Origin of the sequence: Hydrosulfovibrio ferrireducens (assembly GCF_046883345.1) — a bacterium.
Taxonomy (GTDB): Bacteria; Desulfobacterota; Desulfobulbia; order Desulfobulbales; family Desulfurivibrionaceae; genus Thiovibrio; species Thiovibrio ferrireducens.
Map to the genome: position 1 here is coordinate 73,096 of NZ_JALKCW010000020.1, position 12,105 is coordinate 85,200.

Genomic DNA, 12,105 nt, shown 5'->3' on the forward strand with positions numbered 1-12,105 from the left:
ACGGGCATGGGGCAATCTCGCTCCGGCCGTATAAAAACCGGTGGAAATTTTTTCAAAAAAAGGAGTCGAATCGATGGCTTGGGATGATCAGCAGCCACCTTGGGGCAAGAAAAAAGGCCCGCAAACACCGGAAGAGGTTATTGCCCTCTTGCTCACCAAGATTAAGGAATTTTTCGACGGCGGCGAGAAGCCAGCAACCGGCGCATCCGGTGGACCGGGGCCGAATATCCCCAGGGGTGGACTCTTTGCCCGCTTCGGCCGGGCCGGACTGCTCATCGGCGTTTTTCTTCTGGTCAATATCGCCTACTCCGCCTTTTACACCATTGCTCCGGGCGAAAAAGGCGTGGTGCTGCGTTTCGGCAAATACGTCAAAACCACCTCCTCGGGCTTGAATTTCAAGCTGCCCTTCATGGACGAGGTCATCAAGGTGGATGTGGAAAACGTCCGCAAGGAGGAGTTCGGCTTCAGGACCAAAGTCGCCGGCCAGCGCAGCGAGTTTGAGAAGACCGGCTACGAGGGCGAATCGCTCATGCTCACCAGCGATCGCAATGTCATCGATCTGGAGTGGGTCATCCAGTACAAGGTGCAGGATCCCATTTTCTTTGCCTTTAAGGTCAAGGATGTCAAACAGGCGGTTCGCGATATCTCCGAGGTGGTCCTGCGCCGCATCGTCGGCAACATGACCTTTGATTATGTGCTCAGCAATCGGGAAATTCTCGCCGCCGCCACCCAGCGCGAGGTGCAGGAGTCCCTGGACCGCTACCAGACCGGGGTGAAGATCGTCACCGTCCAGTTGCAGGATGTTAACCCCCCGGAGCATGTCAAGCCTGCCTTCAACGAGGTCAACGAGGCGGATCAGGATATGAAACGGCTGGTGAACGAGGCGGAGGAGGCCTATAACCGGGAGGTGCCCAAGGCCCGGGGCGATGCGAAAAAGATGCTGGAAGAGGCGCAAGGCTATGCGGTGGAACGGGTGAATCTGGCCAAGGGCGAGACCTCCCGTTTCCTGGCTATCCTCAAGGAATACAAGGGGGGGCAGGACGTCACCCGGAGACGGATGTATCTGGAAACCATGCAGGAGGTTCTGCCCAAGGTCAACGAGATCTATGTGGTTGAAGGCGACAAGGGGGGAGTTTTGCCGTTTCTCGATGTGAGGGGCGGAGCCAAGGCCACGCCCAAAGCGCAATGACAATGACGGGCATCTTCGTACAGACTGCGGCGCGGGTTAAGAATACAGACAGGGGAAACCAGTGAATACTATATTGCGTGGTGTTGTTATAGCGGCGGTGGTGGCGGCGGGAGTGGTGCTGGCCAATGCGTTTTTCGTTCTGCCCGAGGGCAAACAGGCGGTGATCACCCAGTTCGGCCGCCCGGTGGGCAAGCCCATCACCCAGGCCGGTTTGAAATTCAAGACTCCTTTTATCCAGGAGGTGACTTTTTTCGACAAGATGATTCTTACCTGGGACGGGGATCCGAACCAGATTCCCACCAACGATAAAACCTTTGTCTATCTGGATATCACGGCGCGCTGGCGGATCTCAAACGCCCTGGTCTTCCTGCAGGCGGTCAACAACGAGAACCGGGCCATGACCATCCTCGATGATATCATCGACGGCACGGTCCGGGATCTGGTCAACAAAAACGATCTGGTGGAGATCATCCGCAGTTCGGATTGGAAACCGGAAGAAATGGGCTTTGGCCCCGTGGGCCCGGATGAGCAGATCCGCTACGGGCGGGACAAGATTTCCGCCCTGATCCATGCCGCCGCCTCCAAGGTTACGCCCCAGTACGGCATCGAGCTGGTGGATGTGATGTTCAAGCGGGTCAACTATATCGATACGGTCCAGCAGCGAGTGTATGAGCGGATGATTTCTGAACGCAAGCGCATCGCGGCGGAAAAGCGCTCCACCGGCGAGGGGCAGAAATCCGAGATCCTCGGCAAGCTCGAGCGCGAATTGAGGGAGGTCAGCTCCCGGGCCGTCCGCGAAACCCAGGAGATCAAAGGCAAGGCCGATGGCGAAGCCGCCAGGATTTATGCGAATGCCTATAACCAGGATCCCGAGTTCTACGCCTTTTCCAAGACCCTGGACGCCTACCGGCATACCATGGGGGAAAACACCCGGTTGGTTATTTCTCCGGACTCACCGTTTTACCGGTATCTGAAAACCGTCAAGTAGTCGGCGGCTCCAAGTCGAGGGGAGTGATCGGGTACGCGGGCCGGTGTTCCTCGGCGGAAAAGGGGAGCCTCCCCTTTGTGTTGAGCAGGGTCAGCAGTTCTTCAAGCTGGCCTTCGCTTCTCAGGTCTGATTTGCCCAGCAGGGTGAAGCGGCAGGGGCAGGAGGTCAACTGCCCGCCGCACCAGGGGCAGATCTCCACCGGGCATCCCAGGGTGTGGATCTCGCCGTCCGCCACATGGCAAAACGGGCAGAGATCGCGGTGAAGATGGGCCGGGACATAAACCGGAAAGGAGGCGAGGTCCGCATATTTTTTGAGAAAGGCCTCGCGGTTTTCAAGGTTGAAAAAAGCCAGGACCTCCTCCTCCCAGATGCCCTCCGCAAGAGATCCCAAAAATTCGGCCTGTTCGGTGGTGGCCAGGTAGAGGTAATCGGCTTGGGTTGCGGTGGCGCAGATCAGGAAGGCGCCCTGTCTGCGGTCCAGCAGCCGGAGAACGGTAATGGCGTCTTCCAGCCCCTCGGGCAGATAGCTGTAAAAAGCGTGAAAGATGTTCAGGCCCACGCGGTCCGTGGCGTATTTTTCCGCCAGGACAACAGTCTTGGCCAGGTCGTCCGGGGGAACTCCGTATTGCATGAGCAGCTTGATGTCGGCGAGTCGTTGGGTAAGGGTGGGCACGGTTATTCCTTTGTCGTTTCCTTGCCTTGGGCAAGCGTGATCGCGGCCAGCCAACCGCTGGTTTCCGCGGCGATATCGTCGGCGCAGGTTAAAGCCGTGACCACGGCCAACCGTCTGGCGCCCATGGCGACCAGCTCCGGAATATGCTCTTTTTTGATGCCGCCCATGACCGTGAAAGGCAGACCGCACCGGGCGCTGAATTTCGGTATCGCCGCAGGCCCGAGAAAGGCGGAGAGTCCGTCCTTGGTCTGGGTGGCGTAAATTGGGCCGATGTTGAAGTAGGAGGCCCCGCGCCTTTCGGCGGTGGCGGCCTGCTCTTCGGTGTTGCAGGATACGCCGATGATAAGCTCCGGGGCCAGGGCGCGGACTTCCGGGGCCGGGATGTCGCTGTTGCCGAGGTGGACCCCGTCGGCGTCGCTGAGAAGGGCAATATCCACCCGGTCATTGACGATGAACAGGGCGCCGGCTTCCAGGGTTTTTTGCCGGAAGATCCGGGCCTTTTCAAAGAGGCGCAACCCGTCGGACTCCTTGTCCCGTAACTGGACGATCTTGGCCCCTCCTGCCAACACCGCATCAAGCCAGGCAAGATCATCGCGTCCCTTGGCCAGCCGTTCGCAGGAGACCGGATACAGGGTGACTTCTTCGATGAATTTCCTGAGCCGCTGCTGATACAAATCGGTTTTTTTGTGCATTGCCACGGCTCTCCTAGCGGGCGACGAAGCCTCGGGTTCTTACTTGTTGAAAAAAAAAGGCATCCAAGTATACTAATCGATTGGAGATAATCTTTCATTACGGTTTTTAGAAAAGAGAAGCGAGCTGCCTGTGCACAAGCGGCAGCGCAGCGAAGGGTACTTATGGAAAATGTGGTTGTCGGTCAAGAAACAGCAGAGTTGAAGCTTAACGGCAAGGTCTACCAGTTGCCGATCATCGTCGGCAGCGAGGGGGAAAAGGCTATCGACATCCGGACCTTGCGCGTCCAGTCCGGCTACATTACCCTGGACAGCGGCTTCATGAATACCGGTTCCTGTTGCAGCAGCATCACCTTTCTCGACGGGGAGCAGGGAATTCTCAGTTATCGCGGCTATGCCATCGAGGATCTCGCCGAGCATTGCACCTTTGTCGAGGTCGCCTATCTCCTGGATCACGGCAATCTGCCCACCCAGGCGGAACTGAGCAGGTTCAGCCAGATGCTCGGCAAGTATGCCATGGTCCATGAGGACATGATCCGCTTCTTCGACGGCTATCCGCCCAACAGCCCGCCCATGGCCATTCTTTCCTCCATGGTCAACTCCCTGTGCAGCTTTTATCCGGAAATGCTGGACAATCCCTTGGAAAATATCGACAAGATGGCGGCCCGTCTTATTTCCAAGGTGCGGACCATCGCTGCCTTTTCCTACAAGAAATCCATGGGCCAGCCCCTGGTTTATCCGCGGCATGACCTGAGCTACTGCGCCAACTTCCTGAACATGATGTTCGATTCCCCTGTCAAGCCGTATGAGATCAACGATACGGTGGTCAGGGCCCTGAACAAGCTGCTGATCCTCCACGGCGATCATGAACAGAACTGCTCCACCGCCACGGTTCGGGTGGCGGGCAGCGCCCGGGTCAACCTCTACGCTTCAATCTCCGCCGGGATCAACGCCCTGTGGGGACCGCTCCACGGCGGGGCCAACCAGGCGGTGATGGAGATGCTCACCCAGATCCACGAGGAAGGCGGGGGGTATAAAAAGTATATCGCCAAGGCCAAGGATCCGGCGGATCCCTTCCGCTTGGTCGGCTTTGGCCACCGGGTCTACAAGACCCACGACCCGCGCTCGCGGATCATCAAGAAGGCCTGCGACGATGTGCTGACGGCCCTGAATATCTCCGACCCCCTGCTGGACATTGCCAAGGAATTGGAGGAGGTCGCTCTCCGGGACGAGTATTTCGTGGAGCGCAACCTCTACCCCAACGTGGATTTTTACAGCGGCATCATCTACCGCGCCATCGGCATCCCCACCAACATGTTCACGGTGATGTTCGCCCTTGGCCGTCTGCCCGGCTGGATTGCCCATTGGAAGGAGATGTGGGATGATCCCGACTGGCGGATCAGCCGGCCCAGGCAGGTGTATGTCGGGCCCAAGCGGCGTCCCTTTGTGGCTCTTGCCGACCGGACGTAGGAATTATTATCTGGCGAATGGTGTGGGCAGCGTTCAGACGCTGCCGCACATGGCCTGGTAGTTTTCACATTCCCGCAGGCAAAGAAAGGGGCAGGGCTCCTTGTTGAACCATTTTTTTCGCGGGCACCAGTAACGGTCCTTGTATGGTTCGTTGCATCCGCAGTGCGTGATCTTTTGCCGCTTTCTGGCTCCGAAGTGCACCACCTCGCCGAGAATCGAAAATCGAATGATTGCCATTCCGAGTCCTCCTGCCTGTGTGGGCTGATCATGGGCCTTTTCGCCCACCTGTTACCCTCTCTATCGGCAATGTGGCCCCCCGAATAAAGGACTTATTGACTTCTGGCAAGGGCTGGTGTTAATAAATACCCTTTATCCTTGCGCCTGGGCGAGGTGCTCTGCCACACCGCAGAGTGTATTCTCCTGATTTTATTGCAGATTAGCCGGTCGCAACAAAAAAAGAGCCACGTTTTTTTCAAGGGAGATTGCGTAGATGCGTACTGATATCCTGCATGTCGGAGCAGGGGAACTGACCTATGAGATCCGCAACATCGTCAATGTGGGCGAGAAGTTGCAGAAGCTGGGGACCAAGGTCTATTGGGAGAATATCGGCGACCCCATTGCCAAGGGCGAAGAGATCCCCAAGTGGATGAAGCAGGTTGTTTCCGATCTGGTCATGGAGGATGCCACCTACGGCTATTGTCCGACCCGGGGCATGCTGGCGACCAGGGAGTTTCTTGCCGCCAAGACCAACAAGCGCGGCGGGGCGCAGATCGGCCCTGACGACATCATCTTTTTCAACGGTCTGGGCGACGCGATCAGCAAGGTTTTCGGCCTGTTGCGGCCGACCGCCCGGGTGGTGGTGCCCTCGCCCAGTTATACGACCCATTCCTCGGCGGAGGCAGCCCATGCCGGAGACCGACCGGTAACCTACTGGCTGAATCCCAATAATTACTGGTATCCGGATCTCGATGATCTGGAAAAACGGATCAAGTACAACCCGGCCGTGGCCGGCATCCTGATCATCAACCCGGACAACCCGACCGGCGCGGTCTATCCCGAGGAGATTCTCCGGGGCATGGTGGCGCTGGCCCGGAAATACGACCTGTTCGTGATCTGCGACGAGGTGTACCAGGCCATTATCTACAACGGCCAGAAAACCCTGCCCCTGGCCGAGGTGATCGGAGATGTGCCTGCCATCTGCATGCGGGGCATTTCCAAGGAAATGCCCTGGCCCGGCTCTCGCTGCGGCTGGATCGAGGTCTACAACGGCGACCGCGATCCCATGTTCGCCAAGTATGTGACCTCGATTTTGAACGCCAAGATGGTGGAGGTCTGTTCCACCACCCTGCCGCAACGGGCGATCCCGGCCATCCTCAGCCACCCGCAGTATGTTCCCTATCTGCAGGAGAGGATCAGCCGCTACGAGAAGTTGTCCAACATCGCCTACGATGCCCTCAAGGATATCGACGGCGTTCTGGTGAACCGGACCAACGGCGCGTTCTACATGAGCGTGGTCTTTAAGGAAGGGAGGCTGAACAGCCGGCAGACCTTGTCCATCGGCAGCAAGGAGGTTCGCACCCAGGTGGAGAGTCTGGTGAACGGGCCGAATGTGGCCCATGACAAGCGGTTTGTGTATTATCTGCTGGGGGCCACCGGCGTATGCGTGGTGCCGCTTTCCTCCTTTGCCACCGAGTTGCAGGGTTTTCGCATCACCCTGCTTGAGCGCAACGAGGAGCGGTTTACCGAGATTTTTAAGATTATTGCCGATGGGATCACGCAGTACCTGAATTCATAGCCTTGCAGTTGCGCCACAAAAAAAATCCTCTTCCCGGTAAGGAAAGAGGATTTTTTTTGTGGCTTGGCGCTTATCCGCCGACGGGTTACTGCTTTTTGGTGGAAAGCACGATCTGCTGCATCTCGAGTTTCAACTGCCGGTTTGTTATCTCGGAGAGACTGTACGAGGCAACGGTGTCTCCGATGAAGATGTGGTACACCTGGATCGGGCCCGGAAGCTGCTTGTGTCTGCATTTCTGGACCACAACTCCGCCGTTGTTCCCCCGGTAGCGTTTCTCGATGACGAGGTTGGGGAACTGTTTTTTGGTCAGCAGCACGTCAAGGGGCGTTTTTCCCTGCGCTGGCCGCGTATCGGCAAGGCCAAGGACGGATTTTATTTTTTTACCGATTGTTCCGGTGAGGCTGTCTTCCGGTACATAAAAATGGCCTGTTTGCGCGCCCTTGTCTTTATCGGCGGTCAGGGTGACAAAGCGGGCGGTGAGTTGGGAATGCCCGTCCCGGCCAAGGATGGGTCCGTCTCCGTGGGTGGAGACCAGGTGCCAGGGCCGTTGGTAGGTGAAGGTCAGACCGGTATTGTAGTCCGTGAACACCTGTTTCTGCGGCAGAGGCGGCGGCTGGGGCAGGGGCGGCGCCGGTGGTGGCGGTGTTTCCTTGGTTGCTTGTGCGGCGGTTTCCTTGGGGATGAGGGAAACACGTTTTCCCTTTGTCTCGGGAGGCGTCGCGGCGGCGGGTTTTTCCGGCTGGGTGCTTTTGCTCGCCGTCTCTTTGCCGAGCTGGGAAGTCGGATCCTTCACCGCGGGCAACGTGCAGCCGCCGGCAAGCAAGAGCAGGGTGAGTATGGCCGGGATTGCGGCAATTTTTTTCATGGAGTCTCCAAAAGCTCAATCGAGTGGCAATACATGCCAAGGTGTACCGTTGGGCGCGGAAGCTGTCAATTGTAAAAAAAGAAGGGAAGGGTTGGAGGCAGAAAAAGATTGCCCCTCCGGTCTTTTTTTTTTAACATCCACTGCCTCCGAGCATGCACACGATGTGCAGCGATAATCCGACGGATTGAGGAATCGCGGGGGAAAGATTTTCTTTTTTGTGACCGGCCTCTTGCCGCTTCCTAATATCCGTCCGATACCAAGCGAGAACATAATGAGAATTCTATCCGGAATCCAGCCTTCTGGCCAGCTTCACATCGGCAACTACTTCGGCATGATGCGCTCCATGATCGCAAGCATGGATGCAAGCGAGTTGTATGCCTTTATCGTGGATCTCCACGCCCTTACCTCGGTGCAGGACCGGGAGCGGCTGTCGCGCGGCACCCTGGAAGCGGCCACGGATTTTCTTGCCCTGGGTCTTGATCCGGAACGGTGCATTTTTTGGGTGCAGTCCGATGTGCCCGAGGTTACGGAGTTGGCCTGGATTCTGTCCACCCTTACGCCCATGGGATTGCTGGAGCGCTGTCACTCGTATAAAGACAAGGTTGCCAAGGGGATTGTTCCAAGCCACGGCCTGTTTGCCTATCCGGTGCTCATGGCCGCCGATATCCTGCTCTTTCAGGCGGAACGGGTGCCGGTGGGCAAGGATCAGAAGCAGCATCTGGAGGTGGCCCGCGATATCGCCATCAAATTCAACAACAGCTTTGGCGAGACCTTTGTCGTGCCCGAGCCGGTCATCGACGACACTCTTGCCACCATCCCGGGGTTGGACGGGCAGAAAATGTCCAAATCCTACGGCAACACCATCCCCATCTTCGCCACCGAGAAGGAGTTGAAGAAAAAGGTCATGGCCATTGTCACCGACGCCACCCCGGTGGAAGCGCCCAAGGACCCGGAGAAATGCAATCTCTTCAGCCTCTATAAATTGTTTGCCCCACCGGACCGGCTGGCCGAGGTGCATACCCTCTATGTGAACGGCGGGGCCATGTACGGCAAGATCAAACTGGAGCTGCTTGACCTGCTCTGGGAGTACTTCCGCGAGGCGCGGGAGAAGCGGGAGCGGTTGCTGGCCGACCCTGGCCAGGTGCGGGATATCCTCCACCGGGGCGCCAGCAAGGCCAGGGAAAAGGCGATCGTCACCCTGGATCTGGTCCGCGATCGGGTGGGGCTTACGTACTGACCGGCTTGCGCAGGGGGAAAATTCCGAGAACCGGCGGGCGTTAACGGCCTGACATCCCGGTTATTTTTTGGGCAGGTTGTTTTGGATCGCCTCAAGAAGCTCGTGCTGTGTCACCGGTTTGTTCAGATAGTCGCATATCCCCATGGCCCGTGCTTTTTGCCTGTCAATCAGGGCACTGTGTCCGGTGCAGAGAATAACCGGAATGTCAGGCCGGAGGGAAAGGACCTTCTGGGAAAACTCGGCGCCCGTCATGTACGGCATGGTCATGTCCGTGACCACCAGGTCAAATCGGCTGGGTTGTTTTGCAAATTCGCGCCATGCCTCCACGCCAGTGGGGAAAACCGAGACTTGGTATCCGTGGTTTTGCAAGGCCAGACCGAGATAATCGCAAATCTGTTCCTCATCATCAACAACCAGAATCCGCTCTCCATGCCCAAGCAGGTTTTCAGCAACTTTCTTTTCCGCTAGCGGCACCGCCTTTTGTTCGGCCATCGGCAGGTAGACGTGGACGCTCGTGCCTTTACCCACCTCGCTGTGCACGGTAAGATGGCCGTGATGGCTTGTGATGATGCCGTGCACCACGGCAAGTCCCATGCCGGTCCCCTCGCCCTGTTTCTTGGTGGTGAAATAGGGCTCGAAGATCTTGTTTCGTATCTCCTGAGGAATGCCGCACCCGGTGTCGTGTACCTCGAGCCGGAGATATCGGCCTGGCTTTACCTCGGCATACCTGTATTCTTCCATCCCCAGCTCCACCTCATCCAGGGAAATCGTGAGAATCCCTCCGGTTTCCCGCATGGCATGGTAAGCATTGGTGCAGAGATTCATGATAACCTGATGGATTTGGGTGGGATCCGCCAGCACTGTCCCCTCGGAGTTGATATTGTGCTTGATCTCGATGGTGGTGGGGACGGAGGCGCGCAGCATCTTCAGCGCCTCCTTGGCTATCAGCGAGATCTGTAGGGGCTGCTTTTGGTGCTCGGTTTTGCGGCTGAAGGCCAGGATTTGCTGCACAAGCTCCTTTGCCCGCTCTGCTCCCTTCAGGACCTGATCGAGTTCCTGCCGCTGTTTTTCCGGGTCGTTACCCTCCATCATGGCCAATTCGGTATACCCGAGGATGATGGAGAGAATATTATTGAAGTCGTGGGCGATGCCGCCGGCCAGGGTGCCGATGGCCTCCATCTTTTGGGACTGACGGAGTTGGATTTCCAGTCTCTGCCGTTCCCCCTCTGCGCAGTTCCGGTCGCTGATATCGCGGGCAAAGGCGCAATCGTATATCTTGTCGTTATAGATGACGCGGGTGGCGCTCACCTCCACCGGAAAGTCCTTGCCTTCCTTGGTGCGGTGCACGGTTTCAAGGGTTGCGGAGCCTTTCTCCATGAGTTCTTGCCAGTGTTCCGGCCATTTTCCCGGTGGGAAGGCGGGGTCGATATCAAAAACCCGCAGGGCAAGAAGTTCTTCCTTGGAATAGCCGAGACGCCGGCAGGCGCCTGTGTTGACCAAATGGAAACCTGCCTTTTCATCGATCAGGAAGATGCTGTCCTTGGCACTGTCGATGGTAAACTGCGCCAGATAGAGCTGCTCCTCCCGCTTCTTTTTTTCGGTGACGTCTTCATAGACCCCGAGCACGCCATACACTCGGCCCTGTTTGTCTTGCAGCGGCACCTTGGTGGTGTCGATCCAGATCCGGGAGCCGTTGGCCTGTTGCAACGGTTCGATGATGGACCGCTTGGTCCGGTTGGATGTGATGACCTCCTGGTCATCGGCCCGGTATGCCTCGGCTTCCTCCGTTGGCCAGGGCAGATCGAAATCGGTTTTGCCCTTGATCTGTTCCGGATCATCCAGCCCGATGGCCTTGGCAAATACCGCATTGCACCCCAGATAGACGCCCTCTCGGTCTTTCCAGAAAATGGATTGGGGGGTCATGTCCAGAACCTGCCTGAGCATGAGGCGATGCTGGCCCAATGTTTTTTCGGCTTGCCTTTTTTTTTGGATATTGGTGAGCAAACCCCCTATGGCACAGAGCTGCAAAAAGACAAAGCCCACAAGGCACCATATTTCCACCCGGTAATTTTCATACAGGCTGACCGGTTGGTTGATGACGATACTGCCTTGGGGCAGGGCCGAGGTCTTGAGGCCAAAGCGCTTGAGCTGGAGGAAGTCGAACATGGGCTGTACCGGTGGCTCGGTCACAATGGGAATAGAAGCCGCCGATTCGCCGGCCAGGATACGCAGCGCCAGTTGCGCGGCCTGGGCTCCATGTGCCTTGCCCCCCAGGAGATATCCGCCCACCACGCCAGCGCCCATGCGCTCCTCCTGGATGACATAGACCGGCGCAGGGGAATTGTTGCTGACCAGTCGGGCCAACTCCGGCAGGTCAAAAATTCTGCCGTTTTTGTCCCTGGCAAAGCTCAGGATGAGCACCAGGGTGGAAGGGGGCAGATTCCTTGTCTGTTGCAGCACCTCTTCGATGGAGAGATTTTCCGTGAAGGTCGTCTTGATCTTCTTTTTTAAATCAGGGAGCGCGGCCTCGGTAATCTTGCGCTGCTCCTTGCCGGTCAAGGTGGTGTCCACCACGACGTAAATCTCCTGTGCCGCAGGATGCAGGCGCAGCATGGCGGCGATGGTGGAGCGCACATCATGCCGCTCGACAATGCCGGTGATGGCGTCGAGGTCGCCGAGAAGGTCCGGGGAGAAATTGCTGACCCCGCAAAAAACCATGGGGGTGTTGCCGAAAAGCGGTTTGCCGAATTGGGCGAGGAACTCAAGGGCCGCGTTGTCCGCGGCAAGGATGACGGAGAATTGGGCGTCCTTGTATTTGTAGGCAAGGGTTCCAAACACATGGCTGTAATGCTCGGGCTTGGGGAAGTTCTTGGTGTCGAGGTATTCGATGTGAAACTGCGCCTCAGGGAGCTGGGCGTGCAGCGTTTCCAAAATCCCGGCCTGTTCGCCGTCGGACCAGAGATAACCGGGGTGGTAGGAGTTGAGGATGAGGATATGTGGCCGGTTTGGGTTGTCTTGCGCCGATAAGGTTTTCGGTCCGGTCAGCAGGCAACCGAGCGTGGCGCAGGCGATGAGGAGAGAAAGGGCCGCACGGTGTAGAGATTGGCATGCTGGCAAGCGCTTCATGGGAACCGATCCTTTTCCTGAATGGGGCAATGGCAAGAAATCAGGAGGCAAGGATAGTATCGCACAGGAGGGG

Annotated in this window: 10 protein-coding genes; 5 read left to right on the forward strand and 5 right to left on the reverse strand. The window is 57.4% G+C overall.

The genetic code is table 11. The features are described from left to right. Positions 1-73 precede the first annotated feature (73 nt). On the forward strand, positions 74-1,189 hold the full coding sequence (gene hflK / locus MWR57_RS09430; RefSeq protein WP_423124561.1) for an FtsH protease activity modulator HflK: 1,116 nt from the start codon (positions 74-76) through the stop codon (positions 1,187-1,189). Positions 1,190-1,250: 61 nt separating this feature from the next. Further along, on the forward strand, positions 1,251-2,177 hold the full coding sequence (gene hflC / locus MWR57_RS09435; RefSeq protein ID WP_423124562.1) for a protease modulator HflC: 927 nt from the start codon (positions 1,251-1,253) through the stop codon (positions 2,175-2,177). On the opposite strand, the gene MWR57_RS09440 is transcribed toward hflC, so the two are convergent. Both MWR57_RS09440 and thiE read right to left on the reverse strand, forming a co-directional pair. Further along, on the reverse strand, positions 2,170-2,850 hold the full coding sequence (locus tag MWR57_RS09440) for a hypothetical protein (RefSeq protein WP_423124563.1): 681 nt from the start codon (positions 2,848-2,850) through the stop codon (positions 2,170-2,172). The genes hflC and MWR57_RS09440 overlap by 8 nt on opposite strands. Positions 2,851-2,852: 2 nt before the next feature. Then, positions 2,853-3,542, reverse strand: coding sequence for a thiamine phosphate synthase (gene thiE / locus MWR57_RS09445; RefSeq protein WP_423124564.1), 690 nt, complete (start codon positions 3,540-3,542; stop codon positions 2,853-2,855). Positions 3,543-3,704: 162 nt separating this feature from the next. Between thiE and MWR57_RS09450 the strand changes: the two genes are divergently transcribed. Next, positions 3,705-5,009 carry a citrate synthase gene (locus MWR57_RS09450; protein ID WP_423124565.1) on the forward strand — a complete coding sequence of 435 codons (1,305 nt, stop codon included), beginning with the start codon at positions 3,705-3,707 and terminating at the stop codon, positions 5,007-5,009. Between the two features lie 33 nt (positions 5,010-5,042). On the opposite strand, the gene MWR57_RS09455 is transcribed toward MWR57_RS09450, so the two are convergent. Further along, on the reverse strand, positions 5,043-5,246 hold the full coding sequence (locus MWR57_RS09455) for a hypothetical protein (protein WP_423124566.1): 204 nt from the start codon (positions 5,244-5,246) through the stop codon (positions 5,043-5,045). 253 nt (positions 5,247-5,499) lie between these two features. Between MWR57_RS09455 and MWR57_RS09460 the strand changes: the two genes are divergently transcribed. Then, entirely contained in the window at positions 5,500-6,804 is a 1,305-nt protein-coding gene (locus MWR57_RS09460) for a pyridoxal phosphate-dependent aminotransferase (RefSeq protein ID WP_423124567.1), read from the forward strand. An 85-nt stretch (positions 6,805-6,889) separates the two neighbouring features. Here the strand turns inward: MWR57_RS09460 and MWR57_RS09465 are convergent, their stop codons facing one another. Beyond that, a complete protein-coding gene (locus tag MWR57_RS09465) occupies positions 6,890-7,669 on the reverse strand; it encodes a hypothetical protein (protein ID WP_423124568.1) in 780 nt (259 codons plus the stop codon). A 271-nt stretch (positions 7,670-7,940) separates the two neighbouring features. On the opposite strand from MWR57_RS09465, the gene trpS reads away from it, so the two are divergent. Then, positions 7,941-8,906, forward strand: coding sequence for a tryptophan--tRNA ligase (gene trpS / locus MWR57_RS09470; RefSeq protein ID WP_423124569.1), 966 nt, complete (start codon positions 7,941-7,943; stop codon positions 8,904-8,906). Positions 8,907-8,966: 60 nt separating this feature from the next. Here trpS and MWR57_RS09475 read toward each other — a convergent pair whose 3' ends face one another. Then, positions 8,967-12,032: a hybrid sensor histidine kinase/response regulator gene (locus MWR57_RS09475; protein ID WP_423124570.1), complete on the reverse strand. Its 3,066-nt coding sequence runs from the start codon at positions 12,030-12,032 to the stop codon at positions 8,967-8,969. Positions 12,033-12,105 lie beyond the last annotated feature (73 nt).

Excerpts from the sequence above, each read along its gene's own strand:
- MWR57_RS09450 (WP_423124565.1), top strand. The coding sequence starts at position 3,705 with ATGGAAAATGTGGTTGTCGGTCAAGAAACAGCAGAGTTGAAGCTTAAC.
- MWR57_RS09455 (WP_423124566.1), bottom strand. The coding sequence starts at position 5,246 with ATGGCAATCATTCGATTTTCGATTCTCGGCGAGGTGGTGCACTTCGGA.
- MWR57_RS09465 (WP_423124568.1), bottom strand. The coding sequence starts at position 7,669 with ATGAAAAAAATTGCCGCAATCCCGGCCATACTCACCCTGCTCTTGCTT.
- MWR57_RS09460 (WP_423124567.1), top strand. The coding sequence starts at position 5,500 with ATGCGTACTGATATCCTGCATGTCGGAGCAGGGGAACTGACCTATGAG.
- thiE (WP_423124564.1), bottom strand. The coding sequence starts at position 3,542 with ATGCACAAAAAAACCGATTTGTATCAGCAGCGGCTCAGGAAATTCATC.
- MWR57_RS09475 (WP_423124570.1), bottom strand. The coding sequence starts at position 12,032 with ATGAAGCGCTTGCCAGCATGCCAATCTCTACACCGTGCGGCCCTTTCT.
- trpS (WP_423124569.1), top strand. The coding sequence starts at position 7,941 with ATGAGAATTCTATCCGGAATCCAGCCTTCTGGCCAGCTTCACATCGGC.
- hflK (WP_423124561.1), top strand. The coding sequence starts at position 74 with ATGGCTTGGGATGATCAGCAGCCACCTTGGGGCAAGAAAAAAGGCCCG.